The sequence below is a fragment of the Spirillospora sp. NPDC127506 genome (assembly GCF_040302145.1).
In the GTDB taxonomy this organism is placed as follows: Bacteria; Actinomycetota; Actinomycetes; order Streptosporangiales; family Streptosporangiaceae; genus Spirillospora.
Genome location: NZ_JBEORG010000014.1, coordinates 37,970 through 62,135 on the forward strand (window position 1 = coordinate 37,970; position 24,166 = coordinate 62,135).

The window sequence follows — 24,166 nt, forward strand, 5'->3', positions numbered from 1 at the left end:
AAGCGGTACCTGGGAGGCGGCCCGGGCCGTTGTGGTCGCGGAGTGTGGGCTGCCGCAGTTCCGCCGGGGCGGCGGCCGGCCGTGCGCAGGCCGTGCGTGGGGCCGTGCGTGGGGCGTGCGTGGGGCGTGCGTGGGGCGTGCGTGGGGCCGTGCGTGGCCGGGGTCGTTTGTGCTTGCGGTGGTTGGGACCTCGGTCAGGTGGCTTTCAGCCGACGGCGGCGCAGGTAGGCGAGGGGGAGGGTGCAGAGGGCGCCGAGGGCGTACGGAGTGGCGGGGAGGGCGGCGGCCGCCGGCTTCTCCAGGCCGCGCTGCTTGAAGGTGCCGGGGATCGGAAGGGTGCTGATGCGGTCGAGGGGCCAGACGATGACGAAGGCGCGGCCGATGACGCGGTCGATGGGGATCGTGCCGCCGCCCGGGTCGCCGCGGTGGGAGCGGGAGTCGTAGGAGAGTTCGCGGTGGTCGCCCATGACCCAGAGCTGGCCCGGCTTCACGGTGACGTCGAACGGGTCGTTGGACGGCTTGTTCTGCTCGTGCGTGATCGGGTCGGTGAAGATGTAGGACTTCTCGTCGAGGGGGACGCCGTTGACGGTGACGCGGCCCTGGGCGTCGCAGCACTTGACGTGGTCGCCGGGGATGCCGATGACGCGCTTGATGTAGTCCTTCTCGTTGGGCGCCACGCCGAACGCGGTGCCGACGGCGCGCAGCGCCTTGGAGACCGGGTTGCCGGGCTCGTCCACCTGGACTTCGGGGTCCCAGGAGTCGAGGCCGTTGAAGACGATCACGTCGCCGCGGGCGATGTCCCGGGTGTGGTACACGATCTTGTTGACGAGGACGCGGTCGCCGACCTGGAGGGTGTTCTCCATGGAGCCGGACGGGATGTAGAACGCCTGGACCGCGAAGGCCTTGATGACGAGGGCCAGCACGACGGCGACGACGATGAGGACGGGGAGTTCCTTCCAGAACGATCCCTGCTTCTTCTGCTTCTTACCGCCGTCTTCGGAGTCCTCGGCCGAGTCCACTGGCTCCTTCTCTTCGGGCACCGCGCCCTCGGCTTCGGATCGCACGTCTCTCCGATCGTCCTCGTCAGTCATCAGAGCGAAAGCCTAGCGCCGCGGGGCCTGCGGGACGCCGCCCGCGGGCGTGTCGCGGGCGTCAGCGGCGCTCGCGCCGGTCCGGAACGGGCAACGCCCCGGGCACCCTCGCGGGTTCCCGGGGCGTCGTGGTCCATCGGCTCAGTGCTCGCGCTTCTCCTTGATGCGGGCCGCCTTGCCGCGGAGGTTGCGCAGGTAGTAGAGCTTGGCGCGGCGCACGTCGCCGCGGGTGACGACCTCGATCTTGTCGATCGACGGGCTGTTGATCGGGAAGGTCCGCTCGACGCCGACGCTGTAGCTGACCTTGCGGACGGTGAACGTCTCGCGCGCGCCGCCGCCCTGCCGCCGGATCACCACGCCCTGGAAGACCTGGATACGGCTACGGTTTCCCTCGGTGACGCGCACGTGCACCTTGAGCGTGTCGCCCGGACGGAAGTCCGGGACGTCGGTGCGCATCGCCTTCTTCTCGATCTCCTGGATCAGGGTGTGCATCGCAGCTGTTCCTCGTGGTCGAACGCGGGCGTCGAGAGGCCCCGGTGGGATGTTCATGGGGGCGTCGCGCCGCGGGAAGTGGTCTTGGGGTGCCGTGCGCTGTGGAGGCACGGACGCTCTAGTCTGCCATACCTTCGGAGTCAACCGGAAAACCGGCCTCGCGCAGGACCGCGCGGTCCCGGTCGTCGAGGTCCTCCGGTGCGAGGCGGGCGAGCAGTTCGGGGCGGTGCCGGGCGGTCCGGCGGAGCGCCTCGTCGCGCCTCCAGCGGGCGATCGCGCCGTGGTGGCCCGACAGGAGGACGTCCGGAACCGGCCGATCCCGCCAGACGGGGGGCTTGGTGTAGACGGGGCCCTCCAGGAGCGACTCCATGGCGCCCGGGGCGAAGGAGTCGTCCGCGACGGAGTCGGCGTTGCCGAGCACGCCGGGCACGAGCCGCGCGATCGCCTCGATCATCACCAGGACGGCGACCTCGCCGCCGGCGAGGACGAAGTCGCCGAGGCTGACCTCGTCCACGGGCATGCGGGTGCGGGCCTCCTCGGCGACGCGGGAGTCGATGCCCTCGTAGCGTCCGCAGGCGAACACCAGCCAAGGCTCTTCCGCGTACCGCACCGCGTCGGCCTGCGTGAACGGCCGCCCGCTCGGCGTCGGAATGATCAGCCGCGGCACCGCCCCAGACGCTCCGCCCCCATTTGACGCCTCTTCAGTCGCCGACGCGGCACCGCCAGCCGATTGATCCCCACCGGCCGACGCGGATCCGCCGGCCGACACGTCCCCGGGGCCCGACGAAACGCCGCCAGGCGACTGCCCCCCACCGGCCGAGACATCCCCAGGATCCGGCGAAACGCCGCCGGGCGACTGGTGCCCGCCGGTCGGCACGTCCCCGGGGCCCGACGCGGTGTCGGTGGGGGACGCGTGGCCACCTGGTCCGGCGGGCTCCGGGGCGCCGGGTGACTGGGTGTTGGAGAGTGCCGCGTGTCCGGCGGCGGGTGTGGCCTCGGTGGCCGACGGCTGCCCGTGGTTTTCGGGAGGGGGTGGGGCGATGGCGTCCAGGGCTTCGCCCCAGGGGTCGGGTTTCATGACCATGCCGGGGCCGCCGCCGTAGGGGGTGTCGTCGACGGTGCGGTGGCGGTCGTGGGTCCAGTCGCGCAGGTCGTGGACGCGGACGTCCAGCAGGCCGGCGCGGCGGGCCTTGCCCAGGAGGGAGAGGTCGAGGGGGGCGAAGTACTCGGGGAAGATCGTGACGATGTCGATTCTCATGGTTCGTCGAGCAGTCCGGGGGGCGGGTCGATGACGAGCCGCCCCCCGGGGACGTCCACCTCGGGGACGAGCGCGGCCACGAACGGCACGAGCTTCTCCCCGCCGGGGCCGCGCACGACGAGCAGGTCCTGGCCGTGGTGCAGCACGTCGGCGACGGCGCCGACGTCGGCGCCGTCAGCGGTGACCACGGCGAGGCCGATCAGCTCCTGGTCGTGGAAGTCGTCCGGGTCGGCGGACGGGGGGATGTCACCGGGGTCGACGACGAGCCACGTGCCGCGCAGGGCCTCGGCGGCGTCGCGGTCGCCGATCCCGGCGAAGCGCACGAGCAGGCGTCCCGAATGCCAGCGGGTCCGCTCGACGGTGAGCGGACCGGCGGCGCCGGGGTCGGTGGCGATCTCGGTGCCCGCGGCGAACCGGATGTCCGGCTCGTCCGTGCGGACGTCGATGGTCATCTCGCCGCGGACCCCGTGCGGCCGTCCGATACGTCCCACCACGAGCGGTTCGCTCATCGGAACGCCACTCAGCGGACCTCGTTGACGTCGAGCAGGTCAACGCGCACGTAGCGGCCCCCGGAGAGGGCGCTGATCACCGTGCGGAGGGCCTTGGCGGTGCGGCCGCCGCGGCCGATGACCTTCCCGAGGTCCTCGGGGTGCACGCGCACCTCCAGGACCCGGCCGCCCCGGATCCGGCGGGCGCGGACCCGGACGTCGTCCGGGTTCTCGACGATCCCGCGGACCAGGTGCTCGAGCGCTTCTTCGAGCACTGTCAGCCCTCGCTCTTGGCTTCGTCGGTCTCGGCGGCCTTGGCCTCGGACTTCTTCGGCTCGGCCTTCTTCTTGCCGCGGGTCGCGGTGCCGGCGGCCTCGTCCTCGCCCAGGGACTCCTTGACGGCGGCCTCGAAGGCGGCCTTCTTGTCGGGCTTGGGCTCGGCGACCTTGAGGGTGCCCTCGGCGCCCGGCTCGCCCTTGAACTTCTGCCAGTCGCCGGTGATCTTCAGCAGGTTCAGGACGGGCTCGGTCGGCTGCGCGCCGACACCGAGCCAGTACTGCGCCCGCTCGGAGTCGATCTTGATGAGCGAGGGCTCCTGCTTCGGCTGGTAGAGGCCGATCTCCTCGATGGCGCGCCCGTCCCGCTTGGTGCGGGCGTCGGCCACGACGATCCGGTACTGCGGGTTCCGGATCTTCCCCAGACGCTTGAGCTTGATCTTGACTGCCACGGGTGTGGTGTACTCCGATTTCATAACTGGGTGGACGAGCCCGCGCCAGGTGGGGAACACCGGCTCACGGCCGCCCGATGGACTCCGGCCGCGCAGGACGAGAGAGGGCGCCTCGCGGTTCCGGGTTTCCAGCCTGTCATTCTGCCAGACGTTCGGCGCGAAGGTGCAATCGCAAGGCCCCGTGTCCCCGACTCGCCCGCCATGGCGCCGCGGGGACCGCGGGGCCCGCGGTCACTTCTTCTTGCGGTTCTGCAGTTTGCCCAGGTCGGGCATCTGGAAGCCCGGCGGGAGCCGGCCCGCGAGGCCGGGGGGAAGTCCGTCCTGGCCGGCGCCGCCGGGGCCGCCGAGGCCCGGCGGGAGCGACTGGGGCATGCCGTCCGCGGCGGGCTGCCGGTTCTTGCCGGCGGCGCGCTTGCGCGGGTCGCCGCTGCGCTGCTTGCCCTTCCGGTTCTTCTTGGCTGCCGCCTTCGCCGCCTTCTTCCGCCCGCCGGGCATGCCGGGCAGCCCCATGCCGCCGGCCATCTGGCGCATCATCTTCTGCGCGTCGAAGAACCGGGTGACGAGGCTGTTGACCTCGCCGACGGACACGCCGGAGCCCTTGGCGATGCGGGCGCGGCGGGAGCCGTTGATGATCTTGGGCTGGGCGCGCTCCTGCGGGGTCATCGAGCGGATGATCGCGGCGATGCGGTCCAGGTCCTTGTCGTCGATCTGGCTGATCTGGTCGCGGACCTGCCCCATGCCCGGCATCATCCCGAGCAGGTTCCCGATCGGGCCGAGCTTGCGGATCATCATCATCTGCTCGAGGAAGTCCTCGAGGGTGAAGTCCTCGCCCGACGCGAACTTGGTGGACATCTTCTCGGCCTGCTCGGCGTCGAACGCCTGCTCGGCCTGCTCGATCAGGGTGAGGATGTCGCCCATGTCGAGGATCCGGCCCGCCATGCGGTCGGGGTGGAAGACGCTGAAGTCCTCCAGCTTCTCGCCCGTCGAGGCGAACATGATCGGGCGCCCGGTGATGTGCCGCACCGACAGCGCCGCGCCGCCGCGCGCGTCGCCGTCGAGCTTGGTGAGGACGACGCCGTCGAAGCCGACGCCGTCCATGAACGCCTGGGCGGTGTTGACCGCGTCCTGGCCGACCATGGCGTCCACGACGAAGAGGATGTCGTCGGGCTGGACGGCGTCGCGGATGTCGATGGCCTGCTGCATCATCTCCGCGTCGACGCCGAGGCGGCCCGCGGTGTCGATGACGACGATGTCGTGCTGGGCGTGCCGGGCCTGGTCGAGCGAGCGGCGCGCCACGTCGACCGGGTCGCCGACGCCGCTGCCCGGCTCGGGCGCGAACACCGGCACCCCGGCCCGCTCGCCGACGACCTGGAGCTGCTGGACGGCGTTGGGCCGCTGCAGGTCGGCGGCCACCAGCATCGGGGTGTGGCCCTCCTGCTTCAGCCACCGGGCGAGCTTGCCGGCGAGGGTGGTCTTGCCGGCGCCCTGCAGACCCGCGAGCATGATCACGGTGGGCGGCGTCTTGGCCAGCCGGAGCCGGCGGGTCTCGCCGCCGAGGATCTCGATGAGCTCCTCGTTGACGATCTTGACGACCTGCTGCGCCGGGTTCAGCGCCTGCGAGACCTCCGCGCCGGCGGCCCGCTCCTTGACCTGCGCGATGAAGTCCTTGACGACGGGCAGCGCGACGTCGGCCTCGAGCAGCGCGATCCGGATCTCGCGGGCCGTCGCGTTGATGTCGGCCTCGGAGAGCCGGCCCTTGCTGCGCAGGGACGAGAAGACCGTCGTCAACCGGTCGGAGAGCGTCTCGAACACGTGTCTGGACCGTCCTTGGAAAGCTTCTGGGATCGCTATCAGCGTATAGGGTCACCGGCCCGGCCCGCCCGCCTCGCCGGACCCGTTCCCGGAGGCTCCGCGACGCGCCCGCGCCGGAGCCGCCGCCGCCGCTTCAACGCAGGGCGGCGAGGACCTCTTCCCGGACGGCGGCGAGCGCGGCGGGGTCGTCGAGCGGGCGCCCCGCCCCGTCCACCACGTAGAAGACGTCCACCGCCTCGGCCCCGAGGGTGTCGACCTGGGCCGCGCGCACCTGCAGCCCGCACGCCCCGAGCGCCTGCCCGACCCGCCACAGCAGGCCGGGGCGGTCGTGGGCGCGCACCTCGATGACGGTCGCCGTCCGCGAGGCGTCGTCCACGATCATGACCCGCGGCGGGGGCGCCGCCGCCCCGGGCCGCACCCGCACCGACCGCGCCCTGCGCTCCAGCCGCCCCGCCACGTCGAGCCGCCCCGCGAGCATGAGCCGCAGGTCCGCCTCCAGCCCGGCCGGATCGGGCGGCGCCCCGAACTCCGGCACCGCCGTGAAGTCGAGCACCGCGGTCCCCGCGCCGTCCCCGGCCTCCCCCGCCCCGGTGTCCGCGGGCGCGGCGGCGTGCGGGGAGGAGGTGGTCCGGGCGGTCTTGACGGCCAGGCGGTGCAGGGCGAGGACGCCGGCGGCGCGCCAGAGGAGGCCGGGGCGGTCGGGGGCGGCGATGGTGATGCGGGAGCCCGCGACGCGGACCGCCGCGCCGTCGTGGCGGGCCAGGGCCAGGTGGTCCGGTGAGGGGTCGGGGGCGGGCGGGGGCGTGCCGCCGGAGAGGGCGGCGGCGGAGCGGCGGGCGAGTTCGGCGACGAGGCCGGCCTTCCAGGCGCCCCAGGCGGCGGGCCCGGTCGCGGTTCCGTCGGCGATCGCGAGGGCGGCGAGGAGGTCGAGGATCTCGCGTTCGCGGCCCGGCACCTCCGACACGGCGGCGGTGACGGTCTGGACGGTCACCGGGTCGTCGATGTCCCGGCGGGTCGCGGTCTCGGGGAGCAGCAGGTGGTGGCGGACGAGCGTTTCGAGTACGCGCACGTCGTCGTCGGGGAAGCCGAGGCGGGCGCCGAGGTCGCGGACGACGACGGCGCCGCCGGCCGAGTGGTCGCCGGGCCATCCCTTGCCGATGTCGTGCAGGAGGGCGCCGACGAGGAGCAGGTCGGGGCGGGCGACCTCGCGGGTGAGGGCGGCGGCGCCGGCGGCGGTCTCCACGAGGTGGCGGTCGACGGTGAAGCGGTGGATCGGGTTGCGCTGCGGGCGGTTGCGGACGCGTTCCCAGTCGGGCAGCAGCCGGACGATCAGCCCGGCCTGGTCGAGGGCCTCCCAGACGGCGATGGCGGCGGGACCGGCGCCGAGCAGGGAGACGAGCGCGTCGCGGGCGCCGGCGGGCCACGGCGCGGGCGGCAGCGCGGCGTGCTCGGCGAGCCTCGCGACCGTGGCGGGAGCGAGCGGGAGGCCGGCCTGCGCGGCGGCGGCGGCGACGCGCAGGACGAGGACGGGGTCGCCGAGGTCGGCGTTGCGCGCGAGGACGACCTCGCCCTCGTGCTCGACGGCGCCGTCCCCGACGGGGCGCCGCTGGATCGCCCGCCGGCGCCCGGTGGCCGGGGTGGGGAGCCGGCCGGGAACGCCCTGGGAGCCGCGGGGCCGGGTGACGCGGTCCACTCGGCGCCACAGGTTGGAGCCCGCGTAGGTGATCGTGCGGGCGGCCTCCACGATCGAGCGCTGCAGGGCGTCGGCGTCCAGCAGGCCGAGGGCGCGGGCCACGGCCTGCTGCTCCTGCAGGACGAGCCGGTCGGTGGCGCGGCCGGTGGTCTCGTGCAGGGCGTGGCGGACGTCGAGGAGCAGGTCGTGGGCGGCGCGGACGCGGCCGTCCGGGCCGGACGCCACCCAGGACGCGGCGACCGCGTGCATGACGTGGACGTCGCGCAGGCCGCCGTGGGCCTCTTTGACGTCGGGTTCCAGGAGGAAGGCCAGCTCCCCCTTGGCCTCCCAGCGGTCGCGGCACATCGCCGACAGCTCGGGCAGCCGGACGGCGGCGTCGGCGCGCCAGTCGGCGAGGACGGCGGCGCGCAGTTCGTCCACGAGGGTGTGGTCGCCCGCGATGCGCCGCGCCGACAGCAGGCCGAGGGCGGCCTTCATGTCGCCGCGCGCGACGGTCCGCGCCTCGTGGACGGTGCGGACGGAGTGGTCGAGCCGCGTCCCGGAGTCCCAGAGCGGGTACCAGACCCGGTCCGCGATCCCGGCGATGTCGGGGCGGCCGCGGTGCAGCAGGACGAGGTCGAGGTCGCCGCCGGGGGTCAGCTCGCGGCGCGCGTGGCTGCCGACCGCGACGAGCGCGACCCCGTCCGCGTCGCAGGCGGCGGCCAGCAGGGAGGCGAGGCGGCGGTCCAGGTCGGCGGCGCGTGCGGCCCGCGCCGCCGCCAGGGCGTCGCGGGCCGCCTGCGCACCGCCGGCCTCGGTGATGGCCACGGGGCGTCCTAGAGGGCTTCCGGGCCGGTCTCGCCGGTGCGGACGCGGACGACGGTGTCGACCGGCACCGCCCACACCTTGCCGTCGCCGATCTTGTCGGTGCGGGCGGCGCGGACGATCACGTCGATGATGTCGTCGGCGTCCTCGGCGTCGACCAGGATCTCCACCCGCAGCTTGGGCACGAGGTCGACCTGGTACTCGGCCCCCCGGTAGACCTCGGTGTGGCCCTTCTGCCGCCCGTAGCCGCTGGCCTCGCTGACGGTCATGCCCTTGACCCCGAAGGTCTCCAGGGCCTTCTTGACCTCGTCCAGCTTGAACGGCTTGATGACCGCCGTGATGAGCTTCATCCTCACGCCTCAACCTTCTTCGCGGGGGCGGCGGGCGCCGCCGCGGTCGCCCCGGAGCCGATGCCCGCGCGGATGGTGCCGAAGTCGTAGGCGGTCTCCGCGTGCGCCGTGCTGTCGATGCCGGCGGCCTCGTCGTCCTCGCTGATCCGGAAGCCCATCGTCAGGTCGATGACCTTCGCGATCAGGAAGGTCACGACGAACGAGTAGGCGAGGGTCGCCAGGACGGCGACGGCCTGCTTGCCGAGCAGCCCGAGCCCGCCGCCGGCGAACAGCCCGTCCGCGCCGCCGTCGTTGACCGCGGTGGTGGCCAGGAGGCCGATCAGCAGCGCGCCGACGATCCCGCCGACCATGTGGACGCCGACCACGTCGAGCGAGTCGTCGTACCCGAGCCGGTACTTGAGGCCCACCGCGAACGCGCACACCGCGCCGGCGACGAGGCCGAGGACGATGGCGCCGAGCGGGGTGATGAACGCGCAGGCGGGGGTGATGGCGACCAGCCCGGCGACGACGCCGGAGGCGATGCCGAGCGTGGTGGAGGCGCCGTCGCGCAGCTTCTCCACCACGATCCAGGCGAACGCGGCGGCGCAGGTCGCGGCGAGCGTGTTGATGAACGCGACGGCCGCGGTCTCGCCGGCCGCGAGGGCGGAGCCGGCGTTGAACCCGAACCACCCGAACCACAGCAGCCCGGCGCCGAGCAGCACGAACGGCAGGTTGTGCGGGCGCATCGGCTCCTTCGGCCAGCCCTTGCGCTTGCCGAGGACGATCGCCAGCGCGAGCGCCGCGACGCCGGCGTTGATGTGGACGACCGTGCCGCCCGCGAAGTCGAGTGCGCCGAGGTCGAACAGCCAGCCCGCCTTGCCGCCGTCCTGGCCGTCCGACCACCACACCCAGTGCGCGATCGGGAAGTACACGAGCGTGGCCCAGACCAGGGCGAACACGACCCAGGCGCCGAACTTGGCGCGGTCGGCGACGGCGCCGCTGATCAGCGCGACGGTGATGATGGCGAACGTCGCCTGGAACGCCACGAACACCAGCTGCGGGATGCCCGTGCCGTCGTCGGCCGTCGCCGCGTTCTCCAGCCCGACGAGCCCCCAGTCGCCGAAGCCGCCGACGAACGAGCTGAGCGGGCCGCCGTCGCCGAAGGTGAGGGAGTAGCCGTAGACGACCCACGCCATCCCCACCACGGCGATGCTGACGAAGCTCATCATCATCATGTTGAGCACGCTCTTCGCGCGGCTCATGCCGCCGTAGAAGAAGGCCAGCCCGGGTGTCATCAGCAGGACGAGCGCGGTACTCGTCAGCATCCAGGCGGTACTACCGCTGTCGATCTTCATCTCTCTGAGAGCCCCTCCTCGCCAGGGAACTTCGAACTGCTCAGAGACTCGACCTCGGCGGTTTCGCCCGCGGGACCCCCACGTTTCCACGGTGTGAAAACCGACACCGGCGTGTTTCGCAGGTGTTTCTAAATCCTCACATGTCGTAATTCGCTGATCGGCGGGCGGTCCCGGCCCCCGCAAACCCCGCGCGGCCGGCGTCCCCGGCCGCCCGGACCCTGCGCCGCCCGGACCCTGCGCCGCCCGGACCCTCCGCCGCCCGGACCCTCCGCGGCCCGGACTCTCCGCCGCCAGGGATTCTCAGTCGCCCAGGATCGCGTCCACGAACGCCTCCGGCTCGAACGGGGCGAGGTCGTCCGGCCCCTCCCCCAGCCCGACCAGCTTGACCGGGACGCCCAGCTCCCGCTGCACCTGGACGACGATGCCGCCCTTCGCGGTGCCGTCGAGCTTGGTCAGCACGACGCCCGTCACGTTGACGACCTCGGCGAACACGCGCGCCTGCTGCATGCCGTTCTGCCCGGTCGTCGCGTCCAGGACGAGCAGGACCTCGTCCACCGCGGCCTGCTTCTCCACGACGCGCTTGACCTTGCCCAGCTCGTCCATCAGCCCGGTCTTGGTGTGCAGCCGGCCCGCGGTGTCGATGATCACCACGTTGACCTTGCTCTCGATGCCCTGCCGGACCGCGTCGAACGCGACGCTCGCCGGGTCGGCGCCCTCGTCCTTGCGGACGACCTGCGCCCCGACGCGCGCCCCCCACGTCTCCAGCTGGTCGGCGGCGGCGGCGCGGAAGGTGTCGGCGGCGCCGAGCAGCACCGTGTTGCCGTCGCCGACGAGGACGCGGCCGAGCTTGCCGCAGGTGGTGGTCTTGCCGGTGCCGTTGACGCCGACGACCATGAGCACCGCCGGGCGGTCGCCGGCCGCCTCGGTGCGCAGCGAGCGGTCCAGGTCCGGGCCGATCTGCTTGATCAGCTCCTCCCGGAGCAGCTCCCGGACCTCCGCCGCGGTGCGGGTGCCGAGCACCTGGACGCGGGTCCGCAGGTCGTCGGTGACCTGCCGGGCCACGGCGGTGCCCATGTCCGCGGTGATGAGGGTGTCCTCGATCTCCTCCCAGGCGTCCTCGTCGAGCGTGTCGCGCGACAGCAGGCCGAGGAGGGTCTTGCCGAACGTGTTCTGGGAGCGCGCGAGCCGCGCCCGCAGCCGGACCAGCCGGCCCGCGCCCGGCGGCGGCTTCTCGATCTCGACCGTGGGCCGCGGCGCCGGCACCTCGGCCGGCGGCGCCCGCTCGATCGTGGGGGCTCCGGCCTCCGCCTCGTCGGCGGCGGTCGCGCCGCCGGTCCGTTCCGTCGGACGCTCAACCGGCGGGCGCGGGCGGGTGCGGCGGGGCCGCAGCAGGGTGATGCCGCCGACGATCAGCGCGACGGCGGCCAGCGCGGCGATGACGATCAGATATTCCATAGCGCCCCCAGTTTTCCATGCTCACCCCGGGGGACGGTCCGGGTGACCGGTCCGGGTGATCAGTCCGGCGCTCCCCGGGGCAGCGATGCCCGCTCGGAGGACTCCCATTCGTCGACGTTGCGGAGCAGGGCCTCCAAGTAGGAGCGCAGGTGGGTGCGGTAGACGTCGCTGTAGGTGCGCAGGTAGGCGATCTCGCGCTCCATGGCGCGGCGCTCGTCGGGCGGGAGGGGCGCGGCGGGGGCCTGCCCGGCGGAGCGGACGGCGGCGTCGGCCACGGCGGCGGCCTTGCGGTGGGCGTCCTCCAGCAGGTGCTCCGCGCGGCCCTTGGCGTCGGAGATGATCGCCTCGCGGTGCAGGCGCGCCTCGTGGGCCAGCTCGCGGGTGTAGCGCTCGGCGTCCGCGACGTAGAGGTCGGCGGTCTGCTGGGCCTGCGACAGGATCCGGACGGCCTGGAAGTGGGCGTCCTCGGGAGCCAGCACGCCGGAGCCGCCCCCCTTGGCCGCCTGGGCGCGCAGCCGGTTCACCTCGTTGGCGAGGGCGGCCTTGTCGTTGAGGATCTGGACGAGCTCCCGCTCGACGTACGCCAGGAAGTTGCGGACTTCGTCCTCGTCGTATCCGCGGCGGCCGAGGGCGGCCCGGGCGAACACCACCGAGTGGAGCTCGCCCGGGGTCAGCCGCGACCCCGTGGACACGACGGGAAGGTTCGGGGAGTTCAACGCGCTCACCTCTGTGCGTCGGCGAAGGTTTCCAGGCGGATGCGGTCGCGCGCGACGCCGAGCCGCGCGAGCTGCTCGACGGTGTGCCCGACCATCGCGGACGGCCCGCACACGTAGGCGTCGCGGCCGTCCCAGGGGCCGTGCCGCGCCACGATGTCCGACAGGCCGCCGTACTCGACGTCGCCCGACTGGAGGAACGCCGAGAAGCCGTGGCCGCCCGGCTCGTCCGACACGGCGGGCACGACGGTGAGCCAGGGGAACTCGCCGGCCAGCTTGGTCAGGTGCTCCAGGTCGTACAGGCCGTCGCGGGTGCGGGCGCCGAAGAACAGATGCACGCGCGGCGGGACGGGTCTCCGCGCGATCTGCTCCAGGATCGCCTTGAGCGGCGCCAGGCCGGTGCTGCCCGCGACGAGGAGGACGTCGCGCGGCGACTCCTCGTCCAGGGTGAGCGTGCCGACGGGCGCGCCCATGCGGATCCGGTCGCCGGTCTCGGTGGCGCGCACCAGGACCGGGCTCACCGGCCCGCCGTCCACCAGGCGGACGTGGAAGTCGACAGTGTGGTCGGGCCGGGGCGCGTTCGCCATCGAGTAGTACCGCCAGTGCCGCAGCCTGGACGGCACCTCCAGCGCGACCGACTGGCCGGGCAGGTAGGGCAGCGGCCGGTCCGGCTGGACGCGCAGGACGGCGATGTCGAACCGGCGCCGCTCGACCGCGACGACCAGCCCGTTCCACCAGGCGGGGCTGGTGAGGGCGTTCTCGTCGGCGGCCTCCAGCATGACCTTGGCGACCAGGCTGTAGGCGGCGTTCCAGTCGCTCTCGACGTCGTCGGTCCAGCCGTCCCCGGCGAAGTGCCGGAGGGTGGCGATGAGGCTGGCGCCGACGTGCGGGTAGTGCTCGGCGACGATCCCGAACCGGCGGTGGTCGCGGCCGAGCTGCTGCAGGAACGGGACGAGCGCGGGAAGGTCGTCGACCCGCGCGACGATGTGGCCGAGGGCGCGCAGCAGCTTGTCGCGCTGCCCGCTCATCCCGACCGGGAACATGTCGCGCAGGTGCGGGTTGCGCACGAACAGGTCGGAGTAGAAGAACAGGGGGACGGCGTCGCCCTGGCCGGCGACCCGCTCGAAGCTGTCCTTCAGTCGCTGGGCGTCCACGCGGGATCAGGCGACGGGCTCCGCGGCGGCCTCGGTCATGACTCTCGCGACGACGCCGTAGGCGGCCGTCCAGTCGCGTTCGAGGTCCTCGGTCCACGCGGGGCCGCTGAAGTGGGCCAGGGTCGCGAGAAGGCTCGCCCCGACGGGGCCGTAGTGGTCGGGGACGACGCCGAAGCCGTGGTGGCGCCGGCCGAGGTCCCGCAGGAACGGGACGAGGGAGTCCGGATCGTCGACCGACGAGACGATCTGGGAGAGCGCGGCGAGCAGCACCTCGTGCTGCTTGGCCATCGCGGCCGGGAACATCGATCTGAGCTGCGGGGAACGCGCGAAAAGGTCGGCGTAGAAGAATTCGGCGACGTCCACGCCGTTCGCGCCCACCAGCGCGAAATTGTCTTTGAGTTTCTGGGCGTCCACGGGCATCGGACCTCTCCGGTTCTCCGTCCCGGGCGGGAGGCCCGGGTGAGGGGAGGCCGGAGAACCACGGTGCACATGGGTAGCCGATGCCCACGGGGTGCACAAGTCCGCCAGCGTAGCCGCGGCGTCACGGTCGGTGCGGTCCGGCCGCGCCCATTACTCCTCACCGGCGAAAATGCATCGTGATCCATCAGTTATTGGACGCGCCATGTTTTTTTCGTCTGCCCGAAATGCAGACGGATGGGCGGTACAACGTTCCAAGAAGAAAAATGAGTGGATATTACGGACATATGAAATCCGCAACCCACTCGAATCGGACGGCGTCGGCCGGGTTCAGTCGCGCAGCCGCTGGCTGACGACCTGGGTGACGCCGTCGCCGCGCATGCTGACGCCGTAGAGGGCGTCGGCGCCCTCCATGGTGCGCTTCTGGTGGGTGATGACGATCAGCTGGGACGACTCGCGCAGCTCCTCGAAGACGGTGATGAGCCGCTGCGTGTTGGTGTCGTCCAGCGCGGCCTCGACCTCGTCCAAGACGTAGAACGGCGAGGGGCGCGCCTTGAAGACGGCGACGAGGAAGGCGATGGCGACCAGGGACCGCTCGCCGCCGGACAGCAGCGACAGCCGCTTGACCTTCTTGCCGGGCGGGCGGGCGGAGACCTCGACGCCGGTCGTGAGCATGTCGCCGGGCTCGGTCAGCGAGAGGGCGCCCTCCCCGCCGGGGAACAGCCGCGCGAAGATCCGCTCGAACTCGCGGGCGGTGTCCTCGTAGGCGGCGGCGAACACCTCCTGGACGCGGTCGTCGACCTCCTTGACGAGGCCGAGCAGCTCGCGCTGGGTCTTCTTGAGGTCCTCCAGCTGCGAGGTGAGGAACGCGTGGCGCTCCTCCAGCGCGGCGAACTCCTCCAGGGCGAGCGGGTTGACCTTGCCGAGCTGGTTGAGCTGCCGCTCGGCGGCCTTGGCGCGCTTCTCCTGGACGGCCCGGTCGTAGGGGGCGGGCTGCGCGTCCTCCCCCTTCTCGGGGTCGGGCGGGACGGGCTGGTCGGGCCCGTACTCGGCGACGAGCGACTCGACCTCCAGGCCGAACTCGTCCAGGGCGCGCTGCTCGTACTGCTCCAGCCGGAGCCGCTGCTCGGCGCGCGCGACCTCGTTGCCGTGCACGACGTTGACCAGGCGCTCCAGGGTCGCCGACAGCTCGCGGACCTGCGTGCGGACGACCTTCAGCTCGGCCTCGCGGGCGGCCTTGGCCTGCTCGGCGGCCTCGCGGCGGCGGACGGCGGCGGCGAGGGAGTGCTCGATGCGCTCCAGCGCCGTGCGGGCGCCGCGGTGGACGGCCTTGGCGACGCGCGCCTGCTCCTCCCGGCGGGCGCGGCGCCGGGCGGCGCGGGCGCGCTCCTCGCGCTCGCGGCGGGCGCCGCGTTCGAGGGCGTCGGCGCGGCCGGCGATCGCCTGCACCCGCTCCTCGGCGGTGCGGACCGACAGCCGCGCCTCCATCTCGGCGGACCGCAGCTCCTGGCAGCGGGCGTTCAGCTCGTCGCGCGCGGCGGTGTCGTGCCCGGCCTCGTCGGCGACCTCGGCGGCCTCCTCCGACTCGGCGAGCCGCATCGCGAGCTCCTCGGCCGCCTCGGTGTCGCGCTCCAGCGACTCGTTCGCGGCGTCCAGGGCCTTGGTGAGCCGCTCCACCTCGCCCCGCGCCGCCCGGACGTCGGCCTCCAGGCGCGCGGCGCGCTTGGCCTCCTGCGCGGCCCGCGCGTCGAACTCGCGCACGCGGGCCCTGACGCGGTCCAGGTCGCTCTGGGCCCGGTTGACGGCCGACTGGGCTTCGGCGGCGGCCGCCTCCGCGGCCTCCAGCGCCGCCTGGGCGGAGTGCTCGCGCTCCACCGCCGCGCCGAGGTCTCCGGCGGCCGCCGCGGCCGCGGTCTCGGCGGCGGCGAGCTCCTCGGCGGCCTGGTCGAGCGCCGCGCGCATCTGCAGCAGGCTCTGGCCCCCGCCGGCCGCGCCGCCCTGGGCCCAGTGGGCGCCCACGAGCTCGCCGTCGCGGGTCACGGCGCGCAGGGACGGCTCGCGGCGGACGAGGGACGCGGCGGCAGGCACGTCGTCCACCACGGCCACGTCCCGCAGGAGATGCTCGACGGCCGGGCGCACCGCGCCGGGGACGCTGACCGCGTCGACCGCGTAGTCGACGCCGGGCACCCGCGCGGCCGGCGCCGCCGCTCCGCCGCCGATGAGCAGCCCGGCGCGCCCGGCGTCGCGCGCGCGGAGCAGCGCCAGGGCGGCCTCGGCGGTGTCCAGGGAGCCGACGGCGATGGCCTCGGCGGCGTTGCCGAGCGCGGCGGCGACCGCCGTCTCGTAGCCGGGGCGCACGTTCAGCAGCGACGCGACCGTGCCGAGCACCCCGTCGAGCGACCCGTCCGCGCCCGCCGACAGCAGGGCCTCCCCGCCCTCGGCGGCGCTGGACAGCGTCAGGTTCAGCGCCTCGATGCGGGCCTGCAGCGCCGCGACCCTCTTCTGCGCGGCCTGGTCGGCGGACCGCGCCGCCCCGACGGCGGACCGCGCCTCCTTCAGCGCCCGCCGCGGGCCGTCCACGGCCGCGCGGGCGGCCTCGGCGGCGTCCTTGGCGGTGGCGAGCGCCTCCTGCGCGGCCTCATGCTCGGCGGCGAGCGCCGGGTCCTCGACGACCTCGGCCTCGAACGCCTCGAACTCCACCCGGGCGTCCTCGGCGCGCTGCTCGGCCTCCTCGCGGGCCTCGGCGAGCCGGCCGATCTCCGACCGCCCGGCCTGCGCCTTGCTGCGCAGCGCCTCGACGCGGCCGCGCAGCCGGGCCAGCTCCTCGCGGCGGTCGGCGGCGGCGCGCGCGGCGGCCTGCAGGCGGCGCTCCTCGGCGGCGAGGGCCTCCTCGACGCCCGTCCGCTCCTGGACGGCGTCGGCCAGCCCGTCCTGCGCCTCGTCCAGCGCGGCGCGGAGCATCTCCTCCTGCTCGCGGATCTCCGCGGCCTCGCGCTCCATGTCCTCGGGGTCGCGCCCGCGCCGCTCCTCCTCGCGCGCCTCGGCCGCGTTGCGGTGCCGCTCGGCGGCGAGCTCGGCGACGCCGTTCAGCCGCTCCTTCAGCGCCGACAGCCGGAACCAGGTGTCCTGCACCCGCGCGAGCCGCGGCGCCTGCTCGGCCTCCTCCGCCTCCAGGACGGCCTCGCGCCGCTGCGCCTCGGCCAGCGCCCGCTCCGTCTCGGCGCGGCGCTCCCGGATCGCGGCCTCGTCGGCGGCCTCCTGCTCCAGCTTCGTCCGCAGCGTGACGAGGTCGTCGGCGAGCAGCCGCAGCCGCGCGTCGCGCAGGTCGGCCTGGATCACCGCGGCGCGCCGCGCGATCTCGGCCTGCCTGCCGAGCGGCTTCAGCTGCCTGCGCAGCTCGCCGGTGAGGTCCTGGACGCGGGTGAGGTTGCCCTGCATCGCGTCCAGCTTGCGGAGGGCCTTCTCCTTGCGCTTGCGGTGCTTGAGGACGCCGGCCGCCTCCTCGATCACCGCCCGGCGCCCCTCCGGGCCCGCGTGCAGGACGCGGTCGAGCTGCCCCTGCCCGATGATGACGTGCATCTCGCGGCCGATGCCGGAGTCCGACAGCAGCTCCTGGATGTCCAGCAGCCGGCACGGGTCGCCGTTGATCGCGTACTCGCTGGACCCCGACCGGAACATCAGCCGGCTGATCGTCACCTCGGTGTAGTCGATGGGCAGCGCCCCGTCGGAGTTGTCGATGGTGAGCACGACCTCGGCGCGGCCGAGCGGCGCCCGGTTCGCCGTCCCGGCGAAGATGACGTCCTCCATCTTGCCGCCGCGCAGCGACTTGGCGCCCTGCTCCCCCATCACCCAGGCCAGCGCGTCCACGACGTTGGACTTGCCCGACCCGTTGGGCCCCACGACGGCCGTGATCCCCGGCTCGAACTTGAGCGTGGTGGAGGACGCGAAGGACTTGAAGCCGCGCAACGTCAAGGTCTTCAGGTACAAACCTTCGCCATCCTCCCTGCTCCGCGCCGGCGCCGGGCGCCGGGCGCCCGCCCGTTCCGCGCCCGGCGGCAACGCTAGAGGCTATCGCGTACCTGCGCCGACGATCCGTTCCGCCGCCCGGTCCCTCCGGCCGGGGCGCGCCGTCCGCCGCCCCGTCCGGCAGATGCCGCAATTCCATAGATCAACACGTAACGCGCAGATTCGGGCGACCCGAAAACGGTCAAACCTTTACCGCATCTTGAACCGGCGGCACTCCCGCCGTCCAACGGACGCTCCGCCACCGCAACTGCGCGGAACGAGCAAATGGCGACGGTCTCCGGAACCGCGGCCAATGCCCGCAGGCTTCTGACCAGCAATTCAGCGCCGGACCGGCAATGGATAAGACCTGTCTGCGACGCCCCATCGGCGACGGTTCGGTTCACTTGGCCGCCGAACGATCCGAGGGGCTCGGACGCCGGCACGCCGCGCCCGCCGCCGGTGCCGAGCGCGACGGAGCGAACGCCTCGGCCGTGGGCGTCGGAGACCCGCCGCCTGTGCGGCGGTGCGCCCGCGGCCGGGCACGTCAGAGGCCCAGCGCCACCATGCGGCGGCGTCTGGGCCTGGTGGGTTCTGAGCCCCGCTCTGCGGCGACCTCAGCGCCGCGATCGCGTCCGGAGGCCGGTGTGATCCTCCGGGAACTTGATCGCGCGGCGGGCGCCGGGCGAGTCACGCGATGCCGGCGAACGCCGCTTTGCCCGCTGATGGGAGGGCCCGCGGGGCCCGACCGCCGAGAGCGAAGCGATACACACAGCGCCGAAGTCAGGTCAGCGCGGGTTCGCGGTCCTTCACCGCGAGGGACATCACATCGTCGTCCGTCGCCGTCGCAAGCGCGTCGTTCTCCGCCTGAAGCCGTACCAGCTCGGCTTCCAGATCACGTACGCGCTGCTGCAGGCGCCGCATCTCCGCGACCATCCGGGGGTCGGGACCGCCGACGTGGCCGAGTAGAGCCTTCGCCATGACTAAGGGTCCTCCACGCTGAGTAACCAGCAGGGATCGCGCACGATTATCAGCTGAAGTCGGTGCGCGTATCGTCTAGAGTCGCACCGGCCAGTGTCCTGGTCAAGACGCACATCACGGGCCGGTAACAACCTTCCTCTACTAGTTTAGCAGGTGCGAACCGGAACGCCCTACCCGGTCAGCGCTCCAGAAAACCGGCGGCCTCGCCGCGCGGCGGGCTCCACCGCTCGGTCACGCCGGTGACCTTGCCCGGGCGCCCGGCGGCGTCGCCGCGGAGCATGCCGAGCAGGCGCAGGCACTTGCCGCGCGGCCCCTCCGCCACGACCTCGACGCGGCCGTCGCTCAGGTTCGTCGCGCTGCCGGCCAGGCCGAGTTCCAGCGCCCGCGACCGCACCCACCAGCGGAACCCGACGCCCTGGACGCGCCCGCGCACCCAGGCCGTGAGCCGCACGATCTCCTCGTCGCCGTCTTCGCCGTCCATCACGCTCCGGAACCCTAGCGGCGGGCGCGCCGGGGGCGCGGCTGGCACACCGGGCAGCTGTAGGACGAGCGGTTCATGAACTCGTCGCGGCGGATCGCCGTCCCGCAGCGCCGGCACGGCTCGCCGCGGCGGCCGTAGACGTCCAGGGAGCGCTCGAAGTAGCCGCTCTCGCCGTTCACGTTGACGTACAGGCTGTCGAAGGACGTGCCGCCGACGGCGAGTGCGGCGCCCATGACGTCCCGCGCGGCCTCCAGCAGGCGCGCGGCCTCGGCCCGGGTCATCGTCTCGGTGGGGCGCGCCCAGTGCAGCCTCGCCCGCCACAGCGCCTCGTCGGCGTAGATGTTGCCGACCCCGCTGATCAGCGACTGGTCGAGCAGCGCGCGCTTGATCCCGGTCCTGCGGCGGCGCAGCGCGCGGAAGAACGCCTCCGCGTCGAAGGCGTCCTCCAGCGGGTCGGCGGCGATGTGCACGATCGGCTCGGGGACGAGCGAACCGGCGGCGAACGCGTCCGGGACGAGGTCGGCGAGCATCAGGTGCCCGAACGTCCGCTGGTCGACGAAGCGCAGGTCGAGGCCGCCGTCCTCGAAGGCCATCCGGACCCGCAGGTGCTTCTCCCGCTCGCGGCCGGGCTCGCCGACGAGCAGCTGCCCGCTCATCCCGAGGTGCGCGAGCAGCGCCTCGGACTTGTCGTCGAGGGGTATCCACAGGTACTTGCCGCGCCGGCGCGGGGCCTGCATCGTGCGGCCGGCGAGGCGGGCGGCGAAGTCGGCCGGGCCTGCCTCGTGGCGGCGCACCGAGCGGGGGTGCAGGACCTCGGCGGACGCGACGGTCCGGCCGGTGGTCCAGCGGTCCAGACCGCGGCGGACGACCTCGACCTCCGGCAGCTCAGGCACCGGTCTGCGCCTCCTGGACGCCGCCGCCCTGCTCCTCGGCCTCCCGCCGCACGACGATCGCCCGGATCTCGTTCCAGGCGGCCTCGGCGGCGTGCTGCTCGGCCTCCTTCTTGCTGCGCCCCTCACCCGACCCGTAGGTCTTCCCGCCGACCCGCACCGACGCGCGGAACGTCTTCTGGTGGTCGGGGCCGCTCTCGGCGACGTGGTACTCGGGGACGCCGAGCTCCTCGACGGCGGTCAGCTCCTGCAGGGAGGTCTTCCAGTCGAGCCCGGCGCCGAGGCCCGCCGACCGGGTGATCAGCGCGTCGAAGAGGCGGTGCACGAGGGCGGACGCCTCGTCCAGGCCGCGGTCCAGGTAGACGGCGCCGATCAGCGCCTCCAGGGTGTCGGCCAGTATCGACGCCTTGTCGCGGCCGCCGGTGCCCTCCTCCCCGCGGCCGAGCCGGATGTGGGCGCCGACGCCGAGACCGCGGGCGACGCCCGCGAGGGCGCGCATGTTGACCACGGCGGCGCGCAGCTTGGCCAGCTGCCCCTCGGGCAGGTCGGGGTGGCCCCGGAACAGGGTGTCGGTGACGACGAGGCCCAGCACCGAGTCGCCGAGGAACTCCAGGCGCTCGTTGGTGGGCAGGCCGCCGTTCTCGTAGGCGTACGACCGGTGCGTCAGCGCGCGTTCCAGCAGTTCGCCGTCCACGTCGACGCCGAGCGCGGCGGTCAGTTCCGCGCGGTCCGGCTGGGGTGCGCTCTTCCTGGCGCTCACGGGCCCTCCTCGCAGGCCGTGCACCGCGCATGGCGCGGTCGCTGGTGCGGCGCGCGGCCGGGAGGCCGGGACGGCGAGGACGCGCGGCGAGGAGGATGTCCGCGAAGACGAGGTGCGCGCCGGTCTGCCTGTTCCCGGCGTGCACCACGGCTCCGGGCGCACTCTCCCACCGGTCACCACGCCGACGTCGCGCCGGGGTGGTCGGGGTGGAACGTCGGTCCCGCACCTCGGGGGGCGGGCCGCGCCGTGCGCGGATCCGCCCCCCGGGATGCGAGAAGACTCAGGCCGACGGGGTGATGACCTGCCGCCGGTCGTAGGTTCCGCATGTCGCGCACGCGGTGTGCGGCAGCTTGTGGTCGCGGCACGTCGGGCACTCGACCAGGTTCGGCGCCGCGGCCTTCCACTGCGCGCGCCGGTGCCGCGTGTTGCTGCGCGACTTCTTCCGCTTGGGGACGGCCACGTCAGCCCTCCTGCTTTCCTTCTCGTCGGTCGAATCCACGGGAGCCGGAGCTCCCGTTCCCCCGTTCGGGGGAGGCCGGCGCCATGCCGCCGGCGAGGTCCTTCAGCGCCGCCCACCGGGGGTCGGCGACGTCGTGGCGGTGCCCCGGCTCGACGTCCGCGAGCCGTGCGCCGCAGTCCGGGCAGAGGCCCGGGCAGTCGTCCCGGCACAGCGGGGACAGCGGCAGCGCGAGCACCACCGAGTCCCGCAGGACCGGTTCGAGGTCGATGAGGTCGCCCTCGAGGCGGAGCTCGTCGTCGTCGGCGTTCCCGCCCGAGCGGGTGTCGTCGTAGACGAAGAGCTCCTGGAAGTCCGCCTCGAAGGACGAGGCGATCGGGTCGAGGCAGCGGGAGCACTCCCCCGTGAGGGAGACCGTCGCCGTGCCGGTGACGAGCACCCCCTCCAGGACCGCTTCGAGCCGGAGGTCCAGCCCGATCGCGGCGCCCTCGGGGACGCCCACCATCTCGACGCCGAAATTCTCCGGTGCCGGCACGGTCAGGCGCTCCTCCCGCGACGACCCGGGTTGCCTGCCCAGAGCTCGGGTGTCGAGCACGAGAGGGGCGTTGGGGTCGAGGCGAGTCAGCGGATTCCTGCTTTCGTGAGGCATGGTGAACGGCGGCCGCCTGTGATGGCCGATGTCCCAGGGTACCGCCCCCGGAGCACTGGCCCAACTCGCGCGCCCCGGCCGGGCGGGGGTCAGCCCTGCCGCTGGAGGCGCTCGACCAGCCGGTCGTGGACGATGTCGGGCACGAGGCCGGAGATGTCCCCGCCGAACTTCACGACCTCCTTCATGAGGCTGGACGACAGGAACGCGTACTCCGGGTTCGTCGCCATGAACAGCGTCTCCACGCCGGCGATCCGGTGGTTCATCTGGGCCATCTGCAGCTCGTACTCGTAGTCGCTGACGGCCCGCAGCCCCCGGACGATGACCGGGATGTCCTGCTCCTTGCAGTAGTCGACGGTCAGCCCGTAGAACGTGTCGACCTTGACGTTGCCGTACTCCCGGGTGACCTCGGTGATCATGTCGGCCCGCTCGTCCACGGTGAACAGGCTCTTCTTGTTCTTGTTGATCAGCACCGCGACGACCACCTCGTCGTACAGACGGGAGGCGCGGCTGATGATGTCGAGATGCCCGTTGGTCACGGGGTCGAACGATCCCGGACAGACGACACGGCGCACGACGCGAACCCCCTCGGTCCCGGTTTCTGACCTGCGGCGGTGAACGTACCAAATCCCATTCGGCCCGGTTTCACCCGGGATCGGCAAACCGCTCCCGGTCCATTCCCGATGCGTTCCCGCCCGGCCCCCGGTTCAGTCGCCCAGCGCGTCGATGATCCTGGCGGCGATCGGGCCGGACTCGATGCCGTAGCCGGGCGCCTCGGTCATCACCGCGACCGCGTACTTCGGGTCGTTCCGCGGCCCGAACCCGATGAACCAGCGGTCGTTGTAGGAGGCGCCCTCGACGTCGGCGGTGCCGGTCTTGCCGCCGAGGACGGACGTGCCCCGCAGCGACTTGCCCGTGCCCCTGTCGACGACGGCCTTCATCATGTCCCGCATCTGCTTCGCCTGGCCGGACGTCAGCGCACGCGACAGGCGCTTCGGCGAGATGGTGTCCACGGTGACGCCGCTCGGGGCGCGCAGCTTGTCGACGATGTGCGGCCGCATGACCTCCCCGCCGTTGAGGACGCCCGCGGCGACCATCGCCATCTGCAGCGGGGTCGCGACCGTGCTGCCCTGCCCGATCGAGCCGAGCGCGCTGAGCACCGGCTGGTCCGTCGTGGGGAACGAGCTCGGCGCGCTCCGCAGTCCCTCGGCGTACTCGATCCGGTCGCCGAACCCGAACCCGGCGGCCTCCTTGCGGACGGCGGCGTTCCCGGGCTCCTCGGCGCCCATGTACGCGAACGTGGTGTTGCACGACTGGGCGTACGCCTCGATCAGCGGGATCCGGCCGAGGTCGCAGGAGCCGCCGATGTCGCCCGCGTCGTTGCTGATCGGCTGCCCTCCCCGCGGCGGCTGGTAGGTGCGCCCCGCCCTGACCCTCGTGTCCGCGCTCGCACCGGCCTCCAGCGCCGACGCCGCGACGATGGTCTTGAACGTGGAGCCGGGCGGGAACAGCTCCCGCGTGGCCTTGTCGAGCAGCGGCTTGAGCTTCTCGCGGTTGAGCCGCTCGAACGCCTTCTCCGCCTTCTCCCCGTCGAGCATCGACACGTCCCCGGGGTCGTAGGACGGCGTCGAGGCCAGCACCAGCACCGCGCCGGTCTCCGCGTCCAGGACCACCGCCGCCCCGCGGCGGGCGCCGCTGGACGCCAGCGCCCGGTAGGCGACGCGCTGCGCCTCGGGGTCGACGGTCGCCTCGACCGTCCCGCCGGGGACGTGCTTGCCGATGAGCTTGTCGACGAGGTTCGTGGTGGCGAGGCGGGGGTCGGTGCCGTCCAGGAAGTGGTTCTCGGCGTCCTCGATGCCGGTCTGGGAGAACACCGAGAAGTAGCCGGTGATCGGCGCGAACACCTTGCCGTCCTTGTACCGGCGCTGGTAGCGGTCGTCGCCGGTCTTCTCCGACCAGGCGAGCCGTTCGCCGTCCGCGGTGATCGGCCCGCGGTCGACCTTGAAGCGGTCCTGCAGCCGGCGCGCGTTGAGCGAATCGTCGCGCAGGTCCTGCGCCTCGAAGCCCTGGACGTAGGTGATGTTCGCCATCAGCCCCACGGCCATCACCAGGGCGACGACCCAGGTACGTCCCACCGCGCGGTCGATCCCGGGCTTCATGC

22 protein-coding genes and 2 pseudogenes are annotated in these 24,166 nt (G+C 73.3%); all 24 read right to left on the reverse strand.

Features of this window, described 5'->3' with window-relative positions; all coding sequences use genetic code 11:
- Positions 1–194: 194 nt before the first annotated feature.
- Positions 195–1,064 carry a signal peptidase I gene (gene lepB, locus ABTW95_RS15750; protein WP_396453730.1) on the reverse strand — a complete coding sequence of 290 codons (870 nt, stop codon included), beginning with the start codon at positions 1,062–1,064 and terminating at the stop codon, positions 195–197.
- Positions 1,065–1,232: 168 nt separating this feature from the next.
- Entirely contained in the window at positions 1,233–1,583 is a 351-nt protein-coding gene (gene rplS, locus ABTW95_RS15755) for a 50S ribosomal protein L19 (RefSeq protein WP_396445901.1), read from the reverse strand.
- A gap of 118 nt (positions 1,584–1,701) precedes the next feature.
- Positions 1,702–2,262, reverse strand: a pseudogene (gene trmD, locus ABTW95_RS15760) (tRNA (guanine(37)-N(1))-methyltransferase); the annotation flags it as partial.
- 357 nt (positions 2,263–2,619) lie between these two features.
- Positions 2,620–2,841: pseudogene (locus ABTW95_RS15765) on the reverse strand (tRNA (guanosine(37)-N1)-methyltransferase TrmD); the annotation flags it as partial.
- Entirely contained in the window at positions 2,838–3,350 is a 513-nt protein-coding gene (rimM, locus tag ABTW95_RS15770; protein ID WP_500226627.1) for a ribosome maturation factor RimM, read from the reverse strand. The pseudogene ABTW95_RS15765 and the gene rimM, both read right to left, overlap by 4 nt.
- An 11-nt stretch (positions 3,351–3,361) precedes the next feature.
- The gene (locus ABTW95_RS15775) at positions 3,362–3,604 is read right to left on the reverse strand and encodes an RNA-binding protein (protein ID WP_067632131.1); all 243 of its coding nucleotides are present in this window, start codon (positions 3,602–3,604) and stop codon (positions 3,362–3,364) included.
- A gap of 2 nt (positions 3,605–3,606) precedes the next feature.
- The gene (gene rpsP / locus ABTW95_RS15780) at positions 3,607–4,056 is read right to left on the reverse strand and encodes a 30S ribosomal protein S16 (protein WP_396445899.1); all 450 of its coding nucleotides are present in this window, start codon (positions 4,054–4,056) and stop codon (positions 3,607–3,609) included.
- Between the two features lie 231 nt (positions 4,057–4,287).
- Positions 4,288–5,868, reverse strand: a complete 1,581-nt coding sequence (gene ffh, locus ABTW95_RS15785; protein ID WP_396445898.1) for a signal recognition particle protein — start codon at positions 5,866–5,868, stop codon at positions 4,288–4,290.
- Positions 5,869–6,001: 133 nt separating this feature from the next.
- Complete coding sequence (locus ABTW95_RS15790; RefSeq protein ID WP_500226628.1) at positions 6,002–8,368, reverse strand: [protein-PII] uridylyltransferase; 2,367 nt, start codon at positions 8,366–8,368, stop codon at positions 6,002–6,004.
- An 8-nt stretch (positions 8,369–8,376) separates the two neighbouring features.
- The gene (locus ABTW95_RS15795; RefSeq protein WP_396445962.1) at positions 8,377–8,715 is read right to left on the reverse strand and encodes a P-II family nitrogen regulator; all 339 of its coding nucleotides are present in this window, start codon (positions 8,713–8,715) and stop codon (positions 8,377–8,379) included.
- 2 nt (positions 8,716–8,717) lie between these two features.
- Positions 8,718–10,049, reverse strand: a complete 1,332-nt coding sequence (locus ABTW95_RS15800; protein WP_500226629.1) for an ammonium transporter — start codon at positions 10,047–10,049, stop codon at positions 8,718–8,720.
- A gap of 300 nt (positions 10,050–10,349) precedes the next feature.
- Positions 10,350–11,504 carry a signal recognition particle-docking protein FtsY gene (gene ftsY / locus ABTW95_RS15805; RefSeq protein WP_396445895.1) on the reverse strand — a complete coding sequence of 385 codons (1,155 nt, stop codon included), beginning with the start codon at positions 11,502–11,504 and terminating at the stop codon, positions 10,350–10,352.
- A 59-nt stretch (positions 11,505–11,563) separates the two neighbouring features.
- Complete coding sequence (locus ABTW95_RS15810; RefSeq protein WP_396445894.1) at positions 11,564–12,220, reverse strand: DivIVA domain-containing protein; 657 nt, start codon at positions 12,218–12,220, stop codon at positions 11,564–11,566.
- Between the two features lie 5 nt (positions 12,221–12,225).
- Positions 12,226–13,371, reverse strand: coding sequence for a globin domain-containing protein (locus tag ABTW95_RS15815; RefSeq protein ID WP_396445893.1), 1,146 nt, complete (start codon positions 13,369–13,371; stop codon positions 12,226–12,228).
- A 6-nt stretch (positions 13,372–13,377) separates the two neighbouring features.
- Positions 13,378–13,785: a globin domain-containing protein gene (locus ABTW95_RS15820; RefSeq protein ID WP_396445892.1), complete on the reverse strand. Its 408-nt coding sequence runs from the start codon at positions 13,783–13,785 to the stop codon at positions 13,378–13,380.
- A 333-nt stretch (positions 13,786–14,118) separates the two neighbouring features.
- A complete protein-coding gene (gene smc / locus ABTW95_RS15825) occupies positions 14,119–17,775 on the reverse strand; it encodes a chromosome segregation protein SMC (protein WP_500226630.1) in 3,657 nt (1,218 codons plus the stop codon).
- Between the two features lie 798 nt (positions 17,776–18,573).
- Positions 18,574–18,771, reverse strand: coding sequence for a hypothetical protein (locus ABTW95_RS15830; RefSeq protein WP_021598747.1), 198 nt, complete (start codon positions 18,769–18,771; stop codon positions 18,574–18,576).
- 178 nt (positions 18,772–18,949) lie between these two features.
- Positions 18,950–19,252, reverse strand: a complete 303-nt coding sequence (locus tag ABTW95_RS15835; protein WP_396445961.1) for an acylphosphatase — start codon at positions 19,250–19,252, stop codon at positions 18,950–18,952.
- Between the two features lie 14 nt (positions 19,253–19,266).
- Positions 19,267–20,145, reverse strand: a complete 879-nt coding sequence (mutM, locus tag ABTW95_RS15840) for a bifunctional DNA-formamidopyrimidine glycosylase/DNA-(apurinic or apyrimidinic site) lyase (protein ID WP_396445890.1) — start codon at positions 20,143–20,145, stop codon at positions 19,267–19,269.
- On the reverse strand, positions 20,138–20,902 hold the full coding sequence (gene rnc, locus ABTW95_RS15845) for a ribonuclease III (RefSeq protein WP_396445888.1): 765 nt from the start codon (positions 20,900–20,902) through the stop codon (positions 20,138–20,140). The genes mutM and rnc overlap by 8 nt, the downstream gene beginning before the upstream one ends.
- A 280-nt stretch (positions 20,903–21,182) precedes the next feature.
- A complete protein-coding gene (rpmF, locus tag ABTW95_RS15850) occupies positions 21,183–21,362 on the reverse strand; it encodes a 50S ribosomal protein L32 (RefSeq protein WP_396445886.1) in 180 nt (59 codons plus the stop codon).
- 1 nt (position 21,363) lies between these two features.
- Positions 21,364–22,008: a YceD family protein gene (locus ABTW95_RS15855; protein WP_396445885.1), complete on the reverse strand. Its 645-nt coding sequence runs from the start codon at positions 22,006–22,008 to the stop codon at positions 21,364–21,366.
- An 89-nt stretch (positions 22,009–22,097) separates the two neighbouring features.
- The gene (gene coaD / locus ABTW95_RS15860; protein ID WP_396445884.1) at positions 22,098–22,580 is read right to left on the reverse strand and encodes a pantetheine-phosphate adenylyltransferase; all 483 of its coding nucleotides are present in this window, start codon (positions 22,578–22,580) and stop codon (positions 22,098–22,100) included.
- Between the two features lie 132 nt (positions 22,581–22,712).
- Complete coding sequence (locus ABTW95_RS15865; protein WP_396445883.1) at positions 22,713–24,164, reverse strand: penicillin-binding transpeptidase domain-containing protein; 1,452 nt, start codon at positions 24,162–24,164, stop codon at positions 22,713–22,715.
- Between the last annotated feature and the right edge of the window lie 2 nt (positions 24,165–24,166).

Excerpts from the sequence above, each read along its gene's own strand:
- ftsY (WP_396445895.1), bottom strand. The coding sequence starts at position 11,504 with ATGGAATATCTGATCGTCATCGCCGCGCTGGCCGCCGTCGCGCTGATC.
- ABTW95_RS15830 (WP_021598747.1), bottom strand. The coding sequence starts at position 18,771 with ATGGCGAAGGCTCTACTCGGCCACGTCGGCGGTCCCGACCCCCGGATG.
- rimM (WP_500226627.1), bottom strand. The coding sequence starts at position 3,350 with ATGAGCGAACCGCTCGTGGTGGGACGTATCGGACGGCCGCACGGGGTC.
- ABTW95_RS15800 (WP_500226629.1), bottom strand. The coding sequence starts at position 10,049 with ATGAAGATCGACAGCGGTAGTACCGCCTGGATGCTGACGAGTACCGCG.
- ABTW95_RS15865 (WP_396445883.1), bottom strand. The coding sequence starts at position 24,164 with ATGAAGCCCGGGATCGACCGCGCGGTGGGACGTACCTGGGTCGTCGCC.
- ABTW95_RS15835 (WP_396445961.1), bottom strand. The coding sequence starts at position 19,252 with ATGGACGGCGAAGACGGCGACGAGGAGATCGTGCGGCTCACGGCCTGG.
- ABTW95_RS15795 (WP_396445962.1), bottom strand. The coding sequence starts at position 8,715 with ATGAAGCTCATCACGGCGGTCATCAAGCCGTTCAAGCTGGACGAGGTC.
- ABTW95_RS15855 (WP_396445885.1), bottom strand. The coding sequence starts at position 22,008 with ATGCCTCACGAAAGCAGGAATCCGCTGACTCGCCTCGACCCCAACGCC.
- rplS (WP_396445901.1), bottom strand. The coding sequence starts at position 1,583 with ATGCACACCCTGATCCAGGAGATCGAGAAGAAGGCGATGCGCACCGAC.